Source organism: Ureibacillus acetophenoni, assembly GCF_900220965.1.
GTDB lineage: Bacteria > Bacillota > Bacilli > Bacillales_A > Planococcaceae > Ureibacillus > Ureibacillus acetophenoni.
Genome location: NZ_OBQC01000003.1, coordinates 367,030 through 389,259, shown reverse-complemented (window position 1 = coordinate 389,259; position 22,230 = coordinate 367,030). Strand labels below are relative to the sequence as shown.

Genomic DNA, 22,230 nt, shown 5'->3' with positions numbered 1-22,230 from the left:
ACCACATCCTATAGGAAATCCAATAGATCCTCCAGTTGTCCGGATCAACTGGAAATTCTATTAGAAAGAGCTCTTACTACTAATATACGAGGGGGAAATAAAGTGAAAAAATTTTATCTGTTACTCATTTTGGTTATTGGAAGTTTGTTAATGGTAGCTTGTTCTAGTGAAGGAAGCAAAGAAGGAACTAAAGTGACAACTAGTGCAACAACTTCTCAAAACAGTGACAGTGGTTTAGAGGAAGTAAATGCACGTTTGGCACATAGTTATCCTGTTGAACTATTTGTTTCGAAAGGTTACGAGAAGTTTGCTGAATTAGCGAAAGAAAAAAGTGATGGAAAAATCAATATTACTATTTTCCCAACTGGTCAACTTTATTTGGATGTGAATATGCCAGATGCTGTTACTACAGGTCAGGTAGAATTTGGAGTAAATACACTCGAGATGTGGACTAGTCACGTGCCAGCTGCAGAATTTTCAGTACTACCAATTTTTGATAATTATGAGCATGTTCATAATGCATTTGACAATGGTCTTAATGATGTATTTGTTGAGGAATTCACTAAGGTAGGGGCAAGACCAATCATGTGGTCAGATTTTGGTTATGCCTATTATGCTTCCGTAGATGAGGCACTAACATCACCAGCTGAATTTGAAGGGAAAAAGATTAGAACGACAAGTCCACTAATGGCTAAATATGTAGAACTTGCAGGAGGTTCACCAGTAACTTTAAGCGGGGAGGAAGTTGTTCAAGGTTTACAAAGAGGTACAGTTGACGCAGCTCTGTCAGGGGTAGCAGGTTTTACAGCTAGACAGTACTATGAATTCACTAATCGTTATACAGGTCCATTTAATGCTGGAATCGTTTCTCTAACTGTTAATGATGCCTTTTGGAATGGATTATCGAAAGAAGCTCAAGAAATTATTTTAGAAGCTGCGAAAGAAGCCCAGGAATGGACGACAAGTGAGCAAATTAAAGTGCATGAAGAATCTATTAAACTATTAGAACAAGAAGGAATGCTTTACGAGGAATTAGAGAAAGAAGCATTTAGTGATATAGAGAAGCAGGTCATTGACATTTATGTCGAAAAGACTGGGGAAATCGGTCAGAAAATTATTAATATAATTGACGAAACAAGATAATAAAAAAACTTGAGCAGAATGATACTCCATTCTGCTCTCAATTTACACTATTTAAAGAATGGAGGGATCGTATGAAGGGGATTGGTATTTTTATAAAAGGTATTGATCGGATATTAAATTTTTCAGGAATTATTGCAGGCATAGCTATTTTGCTCATATCCTTTTTTGTAACATGGGGTGTATTGGCAAGACTCCTCCACATTGATGCTTCTTGGGTAGTGCCGATTACAGTGTATATGTTTGTAGCATCTTCTTATTTAGCCGCTTCATATGCGATGAAAAACCTAGAACATATACGGGTAGATATACTAATCCAACAGCTTCCAATTATTGTTCGTAAAATTCTTGATACGTTATTAATGATAGTTTCACTACTCTTTTTTACCTATGTAACTTTGAGATCCTTTGATATGTTTCATAATTCGTTTGTACGAAAAACGACGGACTTATCGCTATTACAAATCCAAGTTTGGATACCACAACTTTTTGTAGTAATAGGGTTTATTTTCTTATGTCTATCAATCATACGGCATATTCTTATGACTTGGACTATGGATGGTTATGGTATGAGTGGTGTTCATGAGGAAAACTAATCATTTCGTGATCAGGGAGGGAGGAGCTGATATATGGAGTATTTACTAATTATTGCTATATTTTTAGTTTTACTTTTATTAGGTTTACCAGTTGCATTCTCGTTAGCTATGGTTGGTGCCGGTGTGTTGTATTTCTTTATGGATCCACAGATGGCGAATTTGCAAGTACCACAAGTGTTATACAATTCACTGAACAATAATTTACTCATTGCTATACCAGCATTTATCTTAACAGGTCACATCATTTTAAAAAGTGGGATAGGAACGAAAGCATTTAACGTAGCAGATAAATGGTTTGGACATTACCCTGGTGGTTTAGCTATTGGGACTGTTATTACCTGTGCATTTTTTGCATCTATGTCCGGATCGAGTGTTGCAACGGTAGTTACATTAGGATACATTGCATCAGCTGAAATGATTAAAAATGGCTATCCTAAAAGATTGGCATATGGAGTCATTGCAGCTGCAGGTACTTTAGGAATATTGATTCCTCCATCTGGTCCAATGATTTTATATGGTGCAATGACACAAGAATCAGTTAGTGATCTATTTATGGCGGGAATTATTCCAGGAATTTTACTCGTTCTTTTATTCATCGTATACATTCTTGCGATTTCAACTAAATTACCTAGGAAAGAAAAAGCTTCTATGAGTGAAAGAATTGACTCACTAAAAGAAATTATTTGGGTTTTTAGTATTCCAATTATTATTATTGGCGGAATCTATTCAGGTATTTTTACCGTTACTGAAGCGGCAGCGGTTGCCTGTGTAGTCAGTTTGTTTTTAGGTATTTTCGTTTACAAGTCTGTTAGATTAAAAGAGTTTTTTGAAATTTTGAAATCCACTGCATCGAATACAGGGATGCTATCGTTAATATTGGCAAGTGCATTATTATTCGGCTTTTCAATTACATTAATCGAACTACCTCAGACGATTCAAATGACTTTCGAGTCGTTAGAAATGAACAAATGGATAATTTTATTGCTTGTCTTTTTACTATTTGCCATTTTAGGCATGTTTATGGAAGTTGTTTCTGTTTTATTAATTATTGTTCCAATCTTATACCCAATAATGGGTACTTATGGCTTCGATTTAATCTGGTTCGGTATTTTTGCAATTATTGCTATGGAGATGGCAGCAATCACTCCACCTGTCGGTTTGAATTTGTTTATCATGATGCAAGTATCTGAAAAGCAGAAAAATAAGATGAATATACTTCAAATGTCGAGGGCGGCTTTTCCATTCTTGTTATTAATGGTTCTACTTATTGTCATTATTACAATATTGCCTCAACTAGTTACGTGGTTACCTGAAGTATTAGATTCCTAAAGGGGGAATTTATTTGAAAATCGAAAAGGTTGGTCAGGAAAAAAGCATTTTTGGTGAAGGTATATTTTGGGACTTTGAAAAAGAGATGGTACTATGGGTCGATTTAGCAACGTCAAGAGTTTTAACTTACTTAATTAAAACTGGGGAAGAATCGAGTTACTATTTACCATCACCGGCAACAGCTATTTTGAAGTATAGTGAAAACGAATATCTATTAATTATGTCAAGGGAAATTAATAAGTTAAATATAATTACAGGTGAACTATCACTATATGTATCTTTTGAATGGATGGATCCACTTTTATTATTAAATGATGCTAAATTAGATCGGTTTGGCCGAATTTGGACGGGATCAGTTGATATTCGATTTAAAGAGTTTAGAGAATCAGATGAAAATGCATTTAACGAATATAAACCTAGAATAGCTCAATTGTATATGATTGAACATGATAAAAATATAAAAGTCTTTAACTTTCCAGTAGCATTGTCTAATGGACTGGCATTTCATCCAAATCAGAATATTTTGTATCATGTAGACTCCGCGACACAGTCGATATGGAGTTATGATTTGGATTTGATAGGGGCAGAATTATCGAATCGCCAAAAAGTATTCGAATTTGATATTTTGGAAGGATTCCCAGACGGCTTAACGATTGATTGTGACGGCATTCTTTGGACTGTGGTGTTCAAGTCAAAACAGGTGGCACAAAAAACGAAGAAAAATGGGTTTATTGCTAAAATTCATCCGAAAACAAAAGAGCTTTTAGAAAAAATTGAATTGCCATTATACCATATAACAAGTTGTCAATTTGGTGGAAATGAAATGAAAGACTTATTTATCACTACCGCGTCAGAGTTACTTAACGAGAAAGAGTTAGCCGAGCAGCCACTTAGTGGAAATCTATTAATGATAGAGACAGCTACAAAAGGGATTGTTCAGAAAAGTATAAAAGAATTACAAATTCAATAGTTTTTGAGAAAGGTTGCCCAATAAGAGTTGAGGGCAACTTTTATTTTTTTAATAAAACATATCTAGTAAAAAGTCCTAGTTTTAGTAACAGGAATAGTAATAAAATTACCGAGTTTCTAAATGATGTTGTAATGTTATTAGGTTTTAAATAACATGAAATTAATCTTTGAAAGCGTTTTAGGGCTACTAGATACACTGTAGTTAAGGGGGTGAGGGATTCATTTTCGTTCTAAGGGGTGTTGCCAGATTTATAGGGAAAAAGAAGGGGGTAATTGAATGAGTAAAGCTATTAATCGGAATTTCCTGAAGTTTTTAATTGTAATTATTGCATTCCAAGATGTTGCTGCTGGAGTTGCGGGATCGATTATGGCAGATATTATTGCTGCTTTCCCAGATTATAATCCAACTATTGTAATGCTCGTTGCTACTTTTCCAGGTTTAATTCAAATCGTACCTGCATTGTTTTATGGAAAGCTAATCAATGTATTTAAAAAGAGAACGCTATTATTTATTGGTTTAACGTTATTTATGATTGGTGGGATAATGCCATTCTTTGTTGATAGTCTTCCACTAATCATTGCCTTCCGTGGATTGTTAGGATTAGGTGTAGGGATTACGATGCCATTATCTGTCGATATCATTTCAGACTTCTTTGAAGGGAAAGAACGTGATTTCTTAATCGGTTTTGGTACATCGACAATTGCTTGTATTGGCGCGATCTTCTTCCAATTAGGCGGTGGAATTTTAGCTGACATGTTTGGATGGCAATATGGATTCCTAACTTATTTATTCCCGATTTGGATTTTAGCATTAACCTTCTTATTCTTACCTGAACCTGAAAGACGAAAAACTCCGAAAGAGCTTGGGTTACAAAAGGTTAAAATACCAAAATTAATTTTCGGTGTTTCCTTTGGTCAAATTTTATTTTCCGCACTAATTTTTGGCTATGTAACAAACATTTCTGTCGTTATCTCCGGAGAAAACTTAGGAACTGCAACACAAGCTGGTATGGCCATTTCGGTATTTACCTTTGGAACATTATTAGCAGGATTCGTATTCGGACGTATTAAACAATTAGTACCGGTTTCGTATATTCCGTTAGCGGTATTTTTAACTGGACTTGGGATGATGATTTGTTTTCTTTCCCACAGTTTAACGATGATCTTTGTAGGAAGTATTATTGGTGGAGCTGGTATGGGAATTGGACTTCCAGGTGTATTTGCACGAGTCTCAGAAGCAACACCTAAAAATAGCGGAACATCCTATGTTGGATTCGTTGTAGCAGCTCAAGGAATCGGTGGAGTCGTTGGACCATTTTTATTCCAAATCATTATGGATATTTTCAACCAAGATATCGGTCGATTCCCTTTATTAATTAGTACAGTTGGATTGTTTGGATTAGCCATTGTTTGGTTTATATTTGTAAAAGTATCAAAACCAACAGATCCATCTGGTTCTAGCGTGAGTACAGAAATAACGGAAGGAGACGACCTTCCTGTCCTCACAAAATAACACTACCTATGAATCTGCAAAGGGAAACGAAGTAATAAAAGATTGGGGCTGCCTAAATGGTAGTCTCATTTTTTTATAAATAGAAATAATTGCAATTTAAAAATCCAATAAAAACTTACGGAAAACGAGGGGGAAGATAGATAATTAATGCTCTAGAACAGTAAAAATTATTTGTGTAATATTTCTGTATATTCAATTAATTTGTGATTTTATAGATTGTTAATGTTCTATTTTGGGAGCTAAAATCGTTTGAAGCACATCTGCAAATGTGATGGGGGAGATAAAATGAGCAAACCAGAACTTGCAAAGCTTGGTTATGTTGCATTAGTTACACCAGACCTAAATAAATCATTATGGTTTTTTAAAGAAATTATTGGTCTTGAAGAAACTGCATGTGAAAACGGTGTTCATTACTTACGGGCTTATGGTGATTTTGGACATCACACATTGTCTATCGAAGAAGGAGAAAGCGGATATGTAAAGCATGTGGGTTGGCGTACAAAAAAACGTGAAGATGTAAATCTATTTAAAGAAGCTCTAATAAATGCTGGTGTAAATGTTGAGTTTGTCCAAGCAGGTTCAACAAAAGGAATAGGTGAGTCAATTAGATTCCAATTACCGAGCGGACATACTTTTGAGCTTTACTATGATATGGAAAAACCAATAGTAGAAGAACATCGTCGTTCCGTTCTGAAAAATCAACCATATAAAGCGTGGGCGAAAGGGATTTCACCACGACGCTTTGACCATGTAAATATACATTCCACGATTCATATTAAGGAAACTTACGATTTTCTTCTAAAACAACTTGGATTTAATATGCGTGAGTACGTGGTAGATGATGAAGATAATATTATGGCTGGTTGGATGAGTGTAACACCTCTTGTACATGATGTTGCATTTATCGCAAAACCAACACTACCTACTCCTGCAAGGCTACACCATATTTCCTATTGGTCAGATGATTCTCAAGATATTTTAAGAGCAGCAGACATTTTAAAGGAAAATGGCTTACAGTTTATCGGTCCAGGAAAACATGGTGTCTCACAAGCTTTATATCTATATGTCATAGATCCTGGAAGTGGATGTCGTGTGGAATTATTTACAGGTGGCTACTTAATATTTGAACCGGATTGGGAGCCTGTGAAATGGACTTTGGATGAGCGAGCATTGAGTAATACGTATTGGGGCGATACGGTTCAAGATAAAGAGCTAAACAATTTAACGATTGAAGCAAAATAAAATTTTCAAAAGGGGGGAAAGTTGCTATGGAAACAATGTTCATTAATTCTAAAAATTTAATCGCTTGGCAATCGAAAATCCCAAATCATGTCATTGCATTAGGCTTTTTTGATGGCCTTCATAAAGGTCATAAAAGTGTCATTTTAGAAGCGAAAAAAGTTGCACATGAAAAAGGATTACCCTTAACTGTTATGAGTTTTTTTCCACATCCTAAAAGCGTTTTATCTAACGGAAAAATGGAAGTGGACTATTTAATACCCCTTGAGGAAAAACAAAAGCAATTAGCTACATTAGGGGTAAATTATTTTATGATCGTTGAATTCACGTTGGATTTTGCTTCGTTATTACCAGAGCAGTTTATTCAAGATTATGTACTTGGTCTTGGGGCAACACATGTCGTTTGTGGGTATGATTACACCTACGGAAAACAGGGTTCCGGAAACGCATCAACTCTCATTGAACATGGTAAGGGAATGTTAGATGTGACAATCGTTCCTAAAGTGGCTATATGTGGTGAAAAAGTTAGTTCGACTAGAATACGAGAATTACTATCACAAGGGGAGGTATCTATTATTCCTCAGTTAATTGGCAAACCATATTCAGTCCGGTGGTGTCCCGTAAATGGTCTGTTACCGTACTATACTTTGCCTAGGCCAGGTCGATATGAAGCAACAATTGTATCTAAATCAGTTACTACAACTACTTTATTACAAGTGTTAAACAACGCACAAATTGACTTTGGTTCTACATTTGTACCAACAAATGAATCAATGACAATAAGTTGGCTTCGGGAATTAAGTGATGAAAAATATAGGGCAACGAGTTGAGGTGAGGATATGTCGAAAAATAAAAAATTGAAAGCGTTATTAGAACAACCAAATGCTTTCATATTACCTGGAGCATATGACGGAATGACCGCTCGAATGGTTGAAGAGTTTGGATTCCCTGCTGTTTATGCAACGGGAGCGGGTATATCTAACTCGCAACTTGGTTGGGCGGATGTTGGGTTAACAACATTAACTGAAATAGTCGATGTTGTTAGTCGGATGACAGATGTAACGACGATTCCATTAATTGTTGATGGTGATACGGGTTTTGGTAATGCCATTAACGTCATTCGAACAGTGAAATCGTTAGAAAGAGCTGGAGCGTCCGCAATTCAATTAGAGGATCAAGTATCCCCGAAAAAATGTGGTCATTTCAATGGCAAACAAATTATATCGAAACATGAAATGGTAAATAAAATTAAGGCAGCAGTAGATGCAAGAGTCGATGAAAACTTTTCTATTATAGCTAGAACTGATGCATTAGCCATTAATGGAATCGAAGATGCAATCGAAAGAGCAAACACCTATAAAGAAGCCGGGGCAGACGTTTTGTTTGTGGAAGCGCCTACAAGTATTCAACAACTAAAAACAATTACTGCTGGTATACCTGATGTTCCACACATTATCAATATGGTTGAAGGTGGGAAAACTCCCCTTGTTTCATTGAAAGAGGCGGAAGAACTTGGATTCCACATTATGCTTTGTGCGAATACAATTTTACGTTCAGCCATAAAAGGTATTCGTGATAGCTTAACGGTGTTAAAACGTGACCAATCTCAAGAAAATATCCATGAATTGATATGTACTTGGAAGGAACGTCAAGATTTATTTAAATTACACCAAATTACTAGTTGGGAAGAGAAATATTTACAAGAAGCTGAAGGTAAGGAGGTTCAAACGAAATGACAAGGGAAGTAGATTTTGATCTTGCAATCATTGGATGTGGTGCTGCAGGAACAGCGGCTGCCTTAGCGGCTGCTGAAAAGGCAAAAGAAGAAAACCAGTCTTTAAAAATTGTCATATTAGAACGAGCAGACTTCGACCATAGGGGAGGCAATACTCGTTGGACTGCGGCCTATATGCGAATGGAAACAATCGATCAGCCTGCACCGAATTTCGTTGAAGATATGATGGCATTTTCTGAAAACTATTCGGATCGAAAATATATTGAAACGCTTCATGAAAATGCCGGAGCTACCTTACGGTGGGTTGAATCTAAAGGTGTTGAGTTTGATTACTTACCGACTATGTTTTTAACTTCTTCTAAGCCACGCTTGCTCCCGGTAGGTGGGGGACGCGCAATAATTGACACATTATCCTCACGTGCTCGTGCACTTGGAGTTGAAATTGTATATGAAGCGACTGCGTGGAATCTAACGTTAGATGAAACTGGCGCGGTAAATGGATTAAATGTCCGCATCAAAGGCGGAGAAAGTATGGCATTAAAAGTAAATGCGGTCATTTTAGCTGCTGGTGGCTTCCAAGGCAATCAAGAAATGATGGCTCAATATATCGGTCGTGATGCTCATAAACTACCACCAGTTTGCGAGGGAGGCTATTTCAATAAAGGTGAAGGAATTCGTATGGCCCTTTCAGTAGGTGCCAAAGGTTCTGGACAGTGGGATGCATTCCATGCAGAGCCCGTTGACCCAAGAAGTAAACGAGAAGAAGCGGGAGTCATGTTGTATCCATATTTTATACTCGTGAACGAACAAGGGGAACGATTTACTGATGAAGGTTATACAACGATCGATGAACAATACGAAGCAGTTGCAAGAAAGATATTTTATGAATGTTCGAATCATGTAGCCTATATGATTGCAGACCAAAAAATGTATACCATTCCTAATTACGAAGAAGCTCTCCAAACAGAGCAACCTCCAATTGTAGCAAATACTATCGAAGAGTTAGCAAAGAAACTTAATATACCTGAAGAAAAGCTAACGAAAACTGTTAAAGAATTTAATGAAGCCGTTCAACCAGGACAATTTTTATGGAATCAAAAAGACGGTAAAAAAGCTGTAGGAATCACTCCAGAAAAATCGAATTGGGCATTACCAATTGACCAAGGCCCGTTTATAGCATATCCGGTAATATCTTGTAACGTCTTCACAAATGGGGGTATCGCAACCGATACAGAGGGACGTGTTCTAACAAATGACCAAGATCCTATTCCAGGTCTTTATGCAGCAGGTGAAATTACCGGACTCTATTATGGAAAGTACCCAGGGGGAACCTCGGTGTTAAGAAGTTTAGTATTTGGTAAGCGTGCTGGAGAGCATGTGATTAGCTATATTTCTTCGAAACAAAAATCTTATTCATAAAAAGGGGGCTTGTTAGTGGAGTTAAAAGGAAAAGTAGCTCTAATTACTGGAGGCGGAAGGGGCATTGGTCGAGAAACTTGCCTACTATTAGCATCACACGGCGCTGATGTTGCAGTATGTGCGCGGAGCCAATCTGAATGTGAGGAAGTTGTTCAGACGATTCATGAACAATATGGAACAAAAGCGATTGCTGTTTTATGTGATGTTGGAAATAAAGAAGAAGTGAAGAAATGTGTTGAGCAAGTAAATGAGCAACTAGGGAAAATCGATATTTTAATCAATAATGCGGGTGTTATGTGTTTAAAACCTATTACCGAAACATCCATTGATGAGTGGCAGTGGGTACAAGACATAAACGTTAATGGACCGTTTTATCTATGTAAGGAAGTAATTCCTGACATGATTACTAAAAAAGACGGTGTCATTATTAACATTGCATCAATTTGGGGAACAAAAGGTGGTCCGAATCGGAGTGCATATATTACATCGAAACATGCAATTATTGGTTTTACTAAAGCATTAGGTGAAGAAATGAAGCCATACGGAATTCGTGTAAACGCTGTTTCTCCGGGACCTGTTGATACGAAAATGATGGCTGACCTTGCACCGAATTACGATAAATCTGCATGGTTAAAACCGATTGATATTGCCAACATCATTGTCGATTTAGTATTACCAAAATCAATTGCTATAACGGCTACGACGATTGAGGCATTTGGTAAAGGGCAACCAGTTTCAAACTAATAAATAGAAAAGGGGTCATTGAAATGACAGAATTTGTTACTGCTATCGAATCTAAAAATATTAGTTTACAATTTGCAAATAAATTACTAGAAGCGGCAGTGGAAAAAGGAAAAGAATTAGGTATTCCTTTTAGTATTGCCATTGTTGATAAAGTAGGTAATCTTAAGGCATTTCAAGCAATGGACGGAGCTCCAATTTTAAGCTTAGAAATTGCACAAAATAAAGCGTTTTCTGCAGCGGCCTATAATCGAGCAACTCATGAATGGTACGACCGTTTAAAAGATGATCCACCACTATTACATGGAATTGTTCATACTGATCGTTTAGTTATTTTTGGTGGCGGTTACCCAATTAAGTTAAACGACGAATTAATTGGTGGAATTGGAGTAAGTGGAGGTCATTATACTCACGATATGCAAGTGTGTGAAGCTGCACTTCAAGTTGTAAGTGAGATTAGCTCAAAGGTTGTGTAATTATGAGTGAACAATTTAATGTCATTATTGTCGGTGCAGGAATAGCAGGGCTTTGCGCAGCAGTAGAAGCATCTACAAGAGCTGCGAAAGTGTTAGTTATTGAAAAAGAAGCAATCATTGGTGGAAGTTCTCTACTGAGCGGGCGATTTATGGCTTTTGCTGGTACTGAATTACAAAAAGAAAATGGAATTGAAGATTCAAAGGAACTCCTCGTTAAAGACATGCTCGAAGTTGGTAAAGGGAAAAATGTAAAGGAACTCGTTGAAGTATATGGAGAACTTCAGCTTAATACGTATGAGTGGCTTAAATCCAACGGTGTTGAATTCCATGCTGTACGTGCTGCAAGTGGTCATAGCGTACCGAGAGGACATACGATTTTACCAGAACAAGCAATATCTACACTATATAACAGAGCTTTAAAGTCAGGGAACGTTTCTTTTCAGTTGGAAGCTTCCGTGAAAAGACTTCGTAAAAATTCAGATGGCCGCATATCCACAGTAATGTATGAAAAAGACGGACTAGAATACTTTGCGAAAGCTAGTGAAGGAATCATATTAACTTGTGGTGGTTTTTCTAAAAGTGAAGATCTGCTTGAAGCTTTTGCTCCCCAACTGAAAGCAGCTATTCGTATTGGAGGAAAAGGAAATACGGGGGATGGTTTAAAGCTTGCTTGGGAGCATGGTGCTTGGATTAGAGACTTACCATACTTACAAGGCACATATGGATTCCATCCTACAGCAAGTGGTGAGAAAAAGTCCCAAGCCCATGCTTTTTATAAAGGTGCCATTATTGTCAATGAACACGGTAATCGTTTTGTAAACGAATCACTTTCCTATAAGTTAATCGGTACTGAAGCATTAAAACAACCAAATAATAAAAGTTTCCAAATTTGGGATCAGCGGATTATGAACGAAAGTGTTCCTGGGGATGCACTTTATGATTTCGAAAATCTTTATTCATTAGGATTAATTCATAAAGCGGAAACGATCGAGGAGTTAGCTCAACTAATTGGGATTCCGGAGCACAACCTATTAAATACAGTTTCAACATATAACTCGAATATATTAGGTGGAAAAGATGAAGAGTTTGGTAGAAATACGTTAACTCATACCTTTGGGACACCGATACCAATTAAACAAAAGCCATATTACGCTATGGAAACAACTGTTGCAATGCTAGCAACGTACGCAGGTCTTAGTGTAAATGTCGATGCGGAAGTGTTGAATGCATTCAATGAACCTATCACAGGATTATATGCTGCAGGTGAAATAGCTGGTGGATTTCATGGGGCTGGTTATATGACAGGAAGCTCTTTAGGAAAAGCAGCAATATTTGGTAGAGTTGCTGCTCAAAGCGCTTTAGCTTCAACAACAGAGTTTAAAGAGAATGTATCTATGCAATAAAAGGATGTGAGAAAATGAAAATTTGGCATCAAAGCTTAACGTCCATTGAAAATGTACCAGCCTATCGAGATGCCGTCATCGCCCATATTAAAAAAATAGCACGTCCTGATGTGGAAGTTGTTCTCCATGGTATGTCCAATGATACGTATCCGACAGAATATCCTGGACATTTTATTACTTATTCGTATTTACAAAATTTACACCGGGAACAATTTATAAAAAACGCATTAATTGCTGAAAGTGCTGGCTATGATTGTATGTTTATAGGTACGATTCCAGACGTTGGTTTGCTTGAAGCAAGGACTGTTGTAGATATTCCTGTAATTGGGTATGGGCAGGCGTCGATGCACATCGCATCTATGTTAGGAGACAGGATTGGGATAGTAAATTTTTTAAAACCTTTAGCAGATCAATTAAAATACAACGCCACTAGATATGGCTTAAGTGAAAAACTTGGACCGATCGTTCAGACGACAGTTGGTTTTTATGACATTTTAGAAGGTTTTAAGGACCCTGACCCTGTAATTGATGCCTTTGTTAAGGCTGCACAAAATGCCATCGATCAAGGTGCAGATGTAATCATTCCTGGTGAAGGACCGATGAACGTATTTTTAGCGACCCATGGCGTCTCACGTATTGGTGATGTACCAATTATTGATTCATTTGCAGCAGGTATAAAAATGTGCGAATCGTTAACAGATTTACAGAAAAATTCTGGTGTATCGATGACGAGAAAAGGATACTTTAATGCAAAACCTCCTAAAGATGCGTTGTTAAAGCTACGAGAATTCTATCATCAGGAAAGTAATATTCATAGCGGGCTAGATTATGGTATGTCTGTTAAAGCAGAAATATAAAATGATATAGATCATACAACAGGTGGAGACAATTTTGTACTCCGCCTGTTTTTGATAATAATTAAGATAAATATATTATGTCTACTTCTATTTTGAAAGTAGGGTTATATTTATTTATAAAATTCACAATAGTATAAAAATTGACCTTTTCTATCTAGTTTTCTTATTTTAAATAGCATATTATTTCCTTAAGAGATTTGAAAATATAAAAAGTTAGGGGGAAGCAAATGGTACATTCTGAAACATTTAATGACTATGAAGATAAAAAAATATCAACTACCTCCGCTACCTTTGGGTTATTAAGGAAAGAACTAATAAGCAATTTAGGGACGAAACGAGCAAAAGCGTTTTTATTAAGATATGGTTGGAATTTAGGTGTCGCCAATGCAAGAGAAGTGTTAAAGAACCCTACTGATTTAGAGGCAATGTTAAGTAAAGGTGGGGCTTTACATTTACAAACAGGCCAAATTTCGAAAATGGTTTCAGAAAGAACGTTAGAAACGGATGAAAACGGAGAAGTCGTGCGAATTTATGCGACGGGAAAATGGCTCGATTCCTTTGAAGTAAAAGAACATATAAAAAATCACGGCATATCTAATCATCCGGTTTGTCATACATTAGCAGGGTTAGGTAGCGGCTATACTTCCATGATTACGAAAAGAAGAGTTTTTTTAAAAGAAGTAAAATGTCGAGCTATGGGACATGATGAATGCTGCTATGAGATGAGATTAGAAGAAGAGTGGCAAGATGATCCAGAAATGTTAGAAGAAATTAAACTTTATAACGAAAGTAGCTTTATCGATGAATTAAATTTCACTTATGAACAGCTATTGGATCAAAAGAATTATATTGAAAGAGTTTCAACCTTTCATGATACTTTAACGACTAAATTATCTGAAGGTTATTCGATTGAAGAATTAGTTCAAACCGTATCCAAAACATTAGAAATCCCGGTAACGATTGAAGATTTGAATTTCCAAGCAAGAGTATTTGAAGGAATTGAACAGGAACAATACGACAAGTTAAATGAGGATTTTTCAAATTTTATAACGAGAACTAGTAGTGGGAAAATACAAAGTGCATCCTATAATAAAACCTTTATCGTACGTGGTAAACTGCATAGTCGTCTTGTAACACCAATCCTTGTACAACGGGAAACAATTGGCTATATGACATTTATATATACTGATAATATGAATGATATAGAGAACGATATGATGTTTATTCAACGGGCAGCCAATGCCGCTGCCATATATTTTTTAACGGAGAAAACGAGTCTTGAAGCAGTAGAAAATATTAAAGGTTATTTTTTTGAACAATTATTGTTAAAACAATATTCTTCTCAATCCAACGTCATTTACCGTGGCTATTATATGGGTATTGACTTAAATGAACCATTTTATATTGCTACATTACAAATTACTTCAGATCAGCGAGATACAACAAATATTGAATTTCAAGATCAAGTCATTCAGTCTATTACAAGATATTTAGAGTTACAAAGTTATCAAATATTAATAACACAGTTTGAAAATCAAATCGTCTTACTTTTACCAAAAGTCCATGATCTGCTTTTTAAGCTAGAAAACATATTAAACCATTTACACAATCGAATCCGACATACTCAATTCCGTATAGGAATTAGTAATGAAACTGAATCGATCGACCAGATAACGGATAGTTTAGAAGAATCACAGATCGTTTTAAGAATAAACAACCAAGATTCTATTGTACTGTTTGAGAATGCCAATATGATTGGGACGTTAATAAACACTAAAAACATGTCCACGATACGCCGAAAAGCACAGAAAGAATTAAAACCTATTTTACAACTAAAGAAGGTTAAAAGAGATGAATTACTAAAGACAATGTACGTATTTTTAATGAATGGTGGAAATTTACAACAATCAATAAGTGATCTATCTTTATCAATGAGTGGGTTAATGTATCGGGTAACAAACATTGAAAAATTATTAAATAAAGAACTACGAAATCCGACTACTGCTTATGAATTGTTATTAATGTTAGATGCATTGAAAATTTTAGGGGATATAGACGTATCCAACTGAAAATAACAATGGGAATCTGTAAAAAATTATTGAATTAAGGGTGTTTTATCAGACTATGTAAATCTGCTAAAACGCCCATTTTTATTTTATTTTGCTCATCTATTAGCATTTCTAGCAAAATTGAAAAACCAATAAATTTTATTGAATTTTTGAGAATTCTTGAAAGGTTTTTTATCTTACATTTCAAGGTAAAAAACTTTAAATTTGTATCAAGAAGTTCATTTTTGATAAGGGGTGTTGTAGATGAGTCAGGTGTTAAAACAGGAGAATCCTGTAGAATATGCAAAATCATTAGTTACGAAATTACGTGAACGGGCACAAGAAACTGAAAATATTAGACGTATTCCTGAGGAAACGATACAAGAGCTTAAAGATGGCGGTATTTTTACGATGCTTCGACCAAAAAGATATGGCGGTCAACAATTAAACTTACGAACTTACAGTGAGACAGTTGTTGAAATTTCTCGTGGATGTGCATCAACTGGATGGATTGTTGCCCTTTGTGCTATTCGGGAACTAATGGTAGCAGAATCTTTCTCAGAAAAGACACATGAAGAGATTTTTGGCCAAAATCCTGAAGATGTTTTATTTGCTGGGGTCTACGAACCTAGAAAATGTATTGTGAAAAAAGTAGACGGTGGTTATTTAATTGAAGAGGGTTTTTGGATGTTCTGTTCTGGATCTTTACATGCAACTTGGGGTTACTTTGGTTTTCCAATTTATAACGAAAAAGGGGAAATGGTAGACCAAAAGTTAATTACTGTACCGTTTAAAGAGCTAGAAATAAATGATGATTGGTATACGTTAGGTTTAAGAGGAACTGGTAGTAATAGTGTCAAAATGACGAATGTATTTGTTCCAGATCACCGTGTCACATCGTTCAACGAAGCGTTAAATGGTAATTTTGAATCGACTCACTTACGAGATATTCCACTTTACCATTCAGCATTATTCCCTGGACTAATTTTATCCCTAGGATTGCCAGGATTAGGTGTTTTAAAAAATGCACTTGATCAATTTAAAGAAGCTCTTCCTTACCGAAAAGCAGTTCATATGGGCGTTGAATATGTAAAAGACGCTGCAAGTACACACGCTCTACTGGCGGAAGCAACACTTAAAGTTGAAACTGCTGAGCAATATTTCTATCGTTTAGCAGATGAGATTGATCGTTGGGCAAATGAGAAAAAGTATATGGAACGTTCTGCACGAGTGAAGGCATTAGCGGATATTGGCTATGCAAACAAATTATTAAAAGAAGCCCTTGATTTATTACTTTCTGGAAGTGGTTCAGGGTTTGTGTATGATGGTCATCCAATGCAACGAATAATACGCGATTTCTTAACTTTACACTCACACCGTTCATTATCGCCTATTATTACGATTGAAAACTATGGACGTGTTTTGTCAGGTTTAGAAACAAATGCTCTAAGATTTTAATAGATGATTTGTATGCGTTTACAAAATTTAGAGGGCTATACTACTCTAATTTTTTGTATTTCTACTAAAAATAAAAGAGATTTTAGTAAGGGAGTAATTCTATGAGCATACCTGAAATAGCTAAGCTTGGTTATGTTGCATTAGTAACAAGCGATTTAGAAAAGTCGCTCGTATTTTTTAAAGAAGTATTAGGGCTAGAAGAAACAGAAGTCTTGGATGGTGTTCACTATTTACGAGCTTGGGGAGATTTTGAACATCACTCACTATCCCTTGAGCAAGGTGAACGAGGATATGTACGTCATATCGGATGGCGTACGAAGGGTAAAGAAGATGTTTTAGCTTTTAAAGATCTATTAGTAAGTAAAGGATTAGAAGTTGAGTCGATTGCTCCTTGGACGACACCAGGAATCGGAGAAGCTATCAGATTTAAAGTTCCGAGCGGTCATACGTTTGAACTTTACTATGATGTAAAGAAACCTCAAGTACAGGAGCACCGACGTTCAGTGTTAAAAAACCAAACATATAAAGCATGGGCAAAAGGTATTTCTCCACGTCGTTTCGATCATGTTAACCTTCATACTTCTGAAGATTGGCAACAAACCTATCAATTTTTCCAAGAAGTACTAGGGTTTAAGTTAAGAGAGTATTTAAAAAAGGATCATAGCGATCAAATATTAGCAGGTTGGATGAGTGTAACACCGCTTGTACATGATGTAGCACTTGTCACTCGAGATAAGGAAGAGATCCCAACAAAAGCAAGATTACATCATATCTCATATTGGGTGGATGATTCTCAAGATGTTTTAAGGGCTGCTGATATTTGTAAAGAACATAACTTACCGATTTGTGGTCCTGGCAAGCATAGCATTTCACAAGCGCTATATTTATACGTAACTGACCCAGGAAGTGGATGTACCGTTGAAATCTTTACTGGAGGTTATTTAATATTTGAACCAGATTGGGAACCGGTTGCATGGAACGAATCTGAACGAGCGTTTGGTAATACGTATTGGGGAGATAGCATTTCGAAAAAAGAAATTGTGAAGCATACGATTGAAGCTTAATGGGAGGTAGAGTGAAATGGCGAATATTACGAGTAATATTGAGAGAACAGAACACTTTGAAACATTCTTAAACCGGTCAGGTGAAGGGAACGAAGAAACGATTTTGTTTTTACACGGTTCTGGACCAGGTGTGACGTCCATTGCCAACTGGAAACCTGCTCTCGAAAATTTAGGTGAAACATTTCATTGTTTAGCACCGGATTTATACGGTTTTGCGAATAGTAGTCACCCAGAAGTACCATTGAAAAATCGTCAAGCTTGGATGGACGAATGGATTAAGCAAACGATTGAACTTTTGGACCAGCTTAATATAGATAAAGTTCATGTTGTAGGTAATTCATTAGGCTGTTCAATTGCCCTTGAACTTTTAATAGAACATCCCGAGCGAATAAACAAAGTCGTTCTTATGGGTCCAGGTGGCACACCAAATACAAAACTAAGTTATGAATTAGCAAGAGCGAAAACTTTCTACGACAATCCTTCTAAGAAAAAACTTCAACAAATAATGAGTTGGTTCGTTTATGATCCTGAAAAAATGTGGCCGGTAATCGAGTCTTTAACAGAAGATCGTTTCGAGAACGCGATGAGACCAGAAGTTAGACGTTCAAACGATTCTATCTTTGCAACAGCAGCGGTACCAATTCCTACAGTCGCATTAAACCGTATTGAAAATGAAGTACTACTTGTTCATGGTTTAAATGACAAAGTATGTTCAATTGAATCCAGTTATTATTTAGCTGAGCATTTAAAAAATGTACAACTTCATGTGTTTGGGAAATGTGGCCATTGGACGCAACTAGAAGAAAAAGACCGCTTTAATCATTTAATTCAACAGTTCTTTAATGATAATTTGTAATCATAGGCCAGTGGAAGTGAGGTGAAAAAATGACCAATGAGTTCCATTATGAGACAGACGTCGTAGTTATCGGAGCTGGTAATGCAGCAATGTGCGCTGCTATTTCGGCAAGGGAAAATGGAGCAAGAACTATCGTATTAGAAAAGGCACCTGAAAATGAAAAAGGTGGAAATACAACTTATACTCATGGTTCCATTCGTTTTGCTTATAACAATAACGAAGAAATTAAACAAATTATTCCCGATCTAGATGAAGAAGATTTTAAAATAACGGATTTTGGTAGTTATTCAGAAGAACAATATTATGACGATCTTTGTAGGATGACAAATTATCATACAGACCCAACCCTAGCTAGTATTTTGACGGAAAATAGTTTTGAAACAATGAAATGGCTAACGGATCATAATGTACGCTTTATCCCGATTTATGGAAGGCAAGCATTTAAAGTTGACGGGATATTTAAATTTTGGGGCGGCATGGTACTAGAATCTGTTGGTGGAGGACCAGGTTTAGTGGATGCCCTCCATAAAGAAGCTAAAAAAATGGGAATTTCGATTTTTTATGAAACGATGGCAATAGAACTAATTCATACAGATGAAGGAATTGTAGGAGTTGTTATTAAAGAAAATGGAAAAACGAAACGAATTAAAACGAAGTCAGTTGTCTTAGCTTCGGGTGGATTTCATGCCAACGTTGAAATGAGAACTCGCTATTTGGGACCAAATTGGGATCTCGTTCATACGAGAGGTAGTAAGTTTAATACGGGTGAAGGAATACAAATGGCTTTGAATATTGGTGCCCTACCAGCGGGAAATTGGTCTCAGGCACATTCTGTAACAGGTGATCGATATCTACCTGATTTTGAAGAAGGTTTTCAAAAATTAAGTTACCCATTTGGTGTGATTGTCAACAGGGATGGTAAAAGGTTTTTAGATGAAGGTGCTGATTTTAGAAACTATACGTACGCAAGTTACGGGAAAAAAATATTAGAGCAACCGAATCAGTTTGCGTGGCAAATATTTGATGCGAAGGTGGCACCTTTCTTGCGTGAGGAATACAAAGGAAGAAAAGTGACGAAAGTTAAGGCTGACTCATTGGAACAATTAGCCGATAAAATGGGTGAAATTGATAAGGGTACTTTTTTAAGTGAAATAAAAGCGTACAACGAAGCGGTTGATGAATCTGTACCATTTAATCCAAATATCAAAGACGGCCGAAAAACAAAAGGTTTAACTGTTCCGAAAAGTAACTGGGCAAATAAAATTGATACTGCACCATTTGAAGCTTATGCAGTCACTTGTGGTATAACTTTTACTTATGGTGGCCTAAAAATTAATGAAAATGCAGAAGTACAAAATATAGTTTATAAAAATATTAATGGACTATTTGCTGCTGGAGAGGTCGTTGGAGGGTTATTTTATAAAAATTATCCAGGTGGAGCTGGATTAATGGCTGGTTCTGTTTTTGGTAAAATTGCAGGGGAAAATGCAGCGAAGTACGCAATGCAATTAATTAAATCATAATGGTGAAAGGTGTCTCTAGATAGGGAGATGCCTTTTTTTATGTAGGGACTACTTTAAATGAATAGTTATTTTAGAAATCCGCATAATAATAAAAATTTATTTTAGTCAAACTTTAGACAGATTATTCCCTTCTTTGAATTCGAAATTTCGACAGAATCTATTATAATAGTATTTGAATCATTTACAATTTCACTAAATTTCGTCATAATATGATACAGAAAGTGTCGGAGGTGGTAAATTATGAATAAAAAGGATTATAGAGAGAAAATAGAAGAACACCGTCAATCTATTGAAATCGAAAAGCCGAACTCCAGACAGTCACGCTCTCGTGTAGCAAAAAATAAAAAGCCTATACGTAGAGATCCTTTAATGACAATATTAACTGTTATATTTATTTTCATTCCACTCGTTGTGTTAGTGTATGTATGGGGGTTCTATACTCCACCAAATCAAAGTCAAGCACAAGGAAACGAAGAGTTACTAGAATACGAGAAAAATAATAAAGTAGAAGATGAGAAGGATGAAACTACTACTGAAGAACCTGTATTAGTAGATGATACAGTTGATGTAAATAAAGAGGAAGATGACGAGTCTGAAGAAGTTAAGCAAGACATAGAGCAAGACGAGCAGAATACGAAAACAGATGATTCTACTTCTAAGGAAGAAACGAATACTGAAAAAGATAATAAACCAGCTCAAGAAGGTCCTGTAACAAAAGGTGAACACAAAGTTCAAGTGGGAGATACATTATTTAGTATTGCAAGAAATAACAATACAACTGTAGATGCTATTATGGAAGCGAATAGGTTACAAACTCCTGATATTCAAGTTGGACAAGTATTAATCATTCCATAAAAAGTAAACGGATTATTTTCAATTCATTTATAAATGAATTACAATATTTCTCATATTAGTTATGATTTAAGACGATGTTTAGTCAAGCTGCATCGTCTTTTTCTTTTCCAAGAAAGGAGAGAGCTTCTTGATTTATATCCTAATATTAGCAATTCTCTCAATCTCCCTTGTACTTTATATGGTAAAGGAAGCTTTTGAAAATAACGTATTATATCACGAGTTACAAATGGATGAAGAAGGGGAAAAGTTAGTTTTATTTTTTATTTCCGATGTCCATGTTCGCAAAGTAAATGAACAAATGATTCGAAGTATAACTAAAAAAGTGGATGCGGTCATTATTGGTGGAGACTTTGCAGATAAACGAACACCTATTGATCGTATTTATGCAAATATAAATTTGTTGAAATTATTAGGTCCAGTTTATTTTGTTTGGGGTAACAATGATCGGGAAGTAGGGGAGGAACGACTTCGTTCTATTTTTAATGAAACGGGTGTTCAAGTTATTGAAGATGATGCTGTTTTATTGAATAGTCAAAACAAAATTTGGTTAAGTGCGGTTGATTTTACAGCGAAAACTAATACCAACTTTGACAAGATATTTGACAAAGTGGAAGAGGGAGCCGTGAATATTTTTATTTCCCATAATCCCCAAATATTCCCTACTATTCTTAGAAATTATAAAGTAGATTTTTTAATGGGTGGACATTTGCATGGAGGGCAAATTCGTTTTGGACCATTTGGAGTACACCCTCCAGGATCATTTTCCATTATTGAAGGAGTTCCTATTTTAATTAGTAATGGTTACGGAACGACTTTATTACCGCTACGACTTGGTGCGAAACCTCAATGTCATATTATTGATGTTAAATTCTCTTTAAAATGAATGGAATAAGATATTTCTAACTGATGCTTCATATTTAATTCGATCTCAAATTCACCAATTTGTTTATGATAGAATAGATTTAAACGAATGAAAAAAATTCGATAGTATTATAGTAGTAGGTATGTT

Annotated in this window: 20 protein-coding genes; all 20 read left to right on the top strand. The window is 35.9% G+C overall.

Annotation, left to right across the window (positions count from 1 at the left end; all coding sequences use genetic code 11):
• The first annotated feature begins 102 nt into the window (after positions 1-102).
• Complete coding sequence (locus tag CRO45_RS07285) at positions 103-1,143, top strand: TRAP transporter substrate-binding protein (protein ID WP_097148986.1); 1,041 nt, start codon at positions 103-105, stop codon at positions 1,141-1,143.
• Between the two features lie 71 nt (positions 1,144-1,214).
• The gene (locus CRO45_RS07280; RefSeq protein ID WP_097148985.1) at positions 1,215-1,736 is read left to right on the top strand and encodes a TRAP transporter small permease; all 522 of its coding nucleotides are present in this window, start codon (positions 1,215-1,217) and stop codon (positions 1,734-1,736) included.
• 33 nt (positions 1,737-1,769) lie between these two features.
• Complete coding sequence (locus CRO45_RS07275; RefSeq protein WP_097148984.1) at positions 1,770-3,065, top strand: TRAP transporter large permease; 1,296 nt, start codon at positions 1,770-1,772, stop codon at positions 3,063-3,065.
• A 13-nt stretch (positions 3,066-3,078) separates the two neighbouring features.
• Positions 3,079-4,035, top strand: a complete 957-nt coding sequence (locus tag CRO45_RS07270) for an SMP-30/gluconolactonase/LRE family protein (protein WP_097148983.1) — start codon at positions 3,079-3,081, stop codon at positions 4,033-4,035.
• Between the two features lie 276 nt (positions 4,036-4,311).
• Positions 4,312-5,547 (top strand): MFS transporter, encoded by a 1,236-nt coding sequence (locus tag CRO45_RS07265; protein ID WP_097148982.1) that lies wholly within the window; start codon positions 4,312-4,314, stop codon positions 5,545-5,547.
• 285 nt (positions 5,548-5,832) lie between these two features.
• Positions 5,833-6,789, top strand: coding sequence for a VOC family protein (locus CRO45_RS07260; RefSeq protein ID WP_097148981.1), 957 nt, complete (start codon positions 5,833-5,835; stop codon positions 6,787-6,789).
• 26 nt (positions 6,790-6,815) lie between these two features.
• The gene (locus CRO45_RS07255; RefSeq protein WP_097148980.1) at positions 6,816-7,616 is read left to right on the top strand and encodes an FAD synthetase family protein; all 801 of its coding nucleotides are present in this window, start codon (positions 6,816-6,818) and stop codon (positions 7,614-7,616) included.
• A 9-nt stretch (positions 7,617-7,625) separates the two neighbouring features.
• Complete coding sequence (locus tag CRO45_RS07250; RefSeq protein ID WP_097148979.1) at positions 7,626-8,522, top strand: isocitrate lyase/PEP mutase family protein; 897 nt, start codon at positions 7,626-7,628, stop codon at positions 8,520-8,522.
• Positions 8,519-9,940 carry an FAD-binding protein gene (locus CRO45_RS07245; protein WP_097148978.1) on the top strand — a complete coding sequence of 474 codons (1,422 nt, stop codon included), beginning with the start codon at positions 8,519-8,521 and terminating at the stop codon, positions 9,938-9,940. The genes CRO45_RS07250 and CRO45_RS07245 overlap by 4 nt, the downstream gene beginning before the upstream one ends.
• A gap of 15 nt (positions 9,941-9,955) precedes the next feature.
• The gene (locus CRO45_RS07240) at positions 9,956-10,684 is read left to right on the top strand and encodes an SDR family NAD(P)-dependent oxidoreductase (RefSeq protein ID WP_097148977.1); all 729 of its coding nucleotides are present in this window, start codon (positions 9,956-9,958) and stop codon (positions 10,682-10,684) included.
• Positions 10,685-10,707: 23 nt separating this feature from the next.
• Positions 10,708-11,157, top strand: a complete 450-nt coding sequence (locus tag CRO45_RS07235) for a GlcG/HbpS family heme-binding protein (protein WP_097148976.1) — start codon at positions 10,708-10,710, stop codon at positions 11,155-11,157.
• 2 nt (positions 11,158-11,159) lie between these two features.
• Complete coding sequence (locus tag CRO45_RS07230) at positions 11,160-12,560, top strand: FAD-dependent oxidoreductase (protein WP_097148975.1); 1,401 nt, start codon at positions 11,160-11,162, stop codon at positions 12,558-12,560.
• 14 nt (positions 12,561-12,574) lie between these two features.
• Complete coding sequence (locus tag CRO45_RS07225; RefSeq protein WP_097148974.1) at positions 12,575-13,417, top strand: aspartate/glutamate racemase family protein; 843 nt, start codon at positions 12,575-12,577, stop codon at positions 13,415-13,417.
• Between the two features lie 227 nt (positions 13,418-13,644).
• Positions 13,645-15,486: a XylR N-terminal domain-containing protein gene (locus CRO45_RS07220; protein ID WP_097148973.1), complete on the top strand. Its 1,842-nt coding sequence runs from the start codon at positions 13,645-13,647 to the stop codon at positions 15,484-15,486.
• Positions 15,487-15,729: 243 nt separating this feature from the next.
• Positions 15,730-16,923 carry an acyl-CoA dehydrogenase family protein gene (locus tag CRO45_RS07215; protein ID WP_097148972.1) on the top strand — a complete coding sequence of 398 codons (1,194 nt, stop codon included), beginning with the start codon at positions 15,730-15,732 and terminating at the stop codon, positions 16,921-16,923.
• Positions 16,924-17,024: 101 nt separating this feature from the next.
• On the top strand, positions 17,025-17,987 hold the full coding sequence (locus tag CRO45_RS07210) for a VOC family protein (RefSeq protein WP_097148971.1): 963 nt from the start codon (positions 17,025-17,027) through the stop codon (positions 17,985-17,987).
• Positions 17,988-18,003: 16 nt separating this feature from the next.
• Positions 18,004-18,843 carry an alpha/beta fold hydrolase gene (locus CRO45_RS07205; protein ID WP_097148970.1) on the top strand — a complete coding sequence of 280 codons (840 nt, stop codon included), beginning with the start codon at positions 18,004-18,006 and terminating at the stop codon, positions 18,841-18,843.
• Between the two features lie 29 nt (positions 18,844-18,872).
• Positions 18,873-20,366 (top strand): FAD-dependent tricarballylate dehydrogenase TcuA, encoded by a 1,494-nt coding sequence (gene tcuA / locus CRO45_RS07200; RefSeq protein ID WP_097148969.1) that lies wholly within the window; start codon positions 18,873-18,875, stop codon positions 20,364-20,366.
• A gap of 240 nt (positions 20,367-20,606) precedes the next feature.
• A complete protein-coding gene (locus tag CRO45_RS07195) occupies positions 20,607-21,221 on the top strand; it encodes a LysM peptidoglycan-binding domain-containing protein (RefSeq protein WP_097148968.1) in 615 nt (204 codons plus the stop codon).
• A gap of 127 nt (positions 21,222-21,348) precedes the next feature.
• Positions 21,349-22,104 (top strand): metallophosphoesterase, encoded by a 756-nt coding sequence (locus tag CRO45_RS07190; RefSeq protein WP_097148967.1) that lies wholly within the window; start codon positions 21,349-21,351, stop codon positions 22,102-22,104.
• Positions 22,105-22,230: the final 126 nt, after the last annotated feature.

Bases quoted from the DNA above. Each gene is read 5' to 3' on its own strand.
- CRO45_RS07280 (WP_097148985.1), top strand. From the start codon at position 1,215: ATGAAGGGGATTGGTATTTTTATAAAAGGTATTGATCGGATATTAAAT.
- CRO45_RS07275 (WP_097148984.1), top strand. From the start codon at position 1,770: ATGGAGTATTTACTAATTATTGCTATATTTTTAGTTTTACTTTTATTA.
- CRO45_RS07265 (WP_097148982.1), top strand. From the start codon at position 4,312: ATGAGTAAAGCTATTAATCGGAATTTCCTGAAGTTTTTAATTGTAATT.
- CRO45_RS07260 (WP_097148981.1), top strand. From the start codon at position 5,833: ATGAGCAAACCAGAACTTGCAAAGCTTGGTTATGTTGCATTAGTTACA.
- CRO45_RS07255 (WP_097148980.1), top strand. From the start codon at position 6,816: ATGGAAACAATGTTCATTAATTCTAAAAATTTAATCGCTTGGCAATCG.
- CRO45_RS07250 (WP_097148979.1), top strand. From the start codon at position 7,626: ATGTCGAAAAATAAAAAATTGAAAGCGTTATTAGAACAACCAAATGCT.
- CRO45_RS07245 (WP_097148978.1), top strand. From the start codon at position 8,519: ATGACAAGGGAAGTAGATTTTGATCTTGCAATCATTGGATGTGGTGCT.
- CRO45_RS07235 (WP_097148976.1), top strand. From the start codon at position 10,708: ATGACAGAATTTGTTACTGCTATCGAATCTAAAAATATTAGTTTACAA.
- CRO45_RS07230 (WP_097148975.1), top strand. From the start codon at position 11,160: ATGAGTGAACAATTTAATGTCATTATTGTCGGTGCAGGAATAGCAGGG.
- CRO45_RS07225 (WP_097148974.1), top strand. From the start codon at position 12,575: ATGAAAATTTGGCATCAAAGCTTAACGTCCATTGAAAATGTACCAGCC.
- CRO45_RS07220 (WP_097148973.1), top strand. From the start codon at position 13,645: ATGGTACATTCTGAAACATTTAATGACTATGAAGATAAAAAAATATCA.
- CRO45_RS07215 (WP_097148972.1), top strand. From the start codon at position 15,730: ATGAGTCAGGTGTTAAAACAGGAGAATCCTGTAGAATATGCAAAATCA.
- CRO45_RS07210 (WP_097148971.1), top strand. From the start codon at position 17,025: ATGAGCATACCTGAAATAGCTAAGCTTGGTTATGTTGCATTAGTAACA.
- CRO45_RS07205 (WP_097148970.1), top strand. From the start codon at position 18,004: ATGGCGAATATTACGAGTAATATTGAGAGAACAGAACACTTTGAAACA.
- tcuA (WP_097148969.1), top strand. From the start codon at position 18,873: ATGACCAATGAGTTCCATTATGAGACAGACGTCGTAGTTATCGGAGCT.
- CRO45_RS07195 (WP_097148968.1), top strand. From the start codon at position 20,607: ATGAATAAAAAGGATTATAGAGAGAAAATAGAAGAACACCGTCAATCT.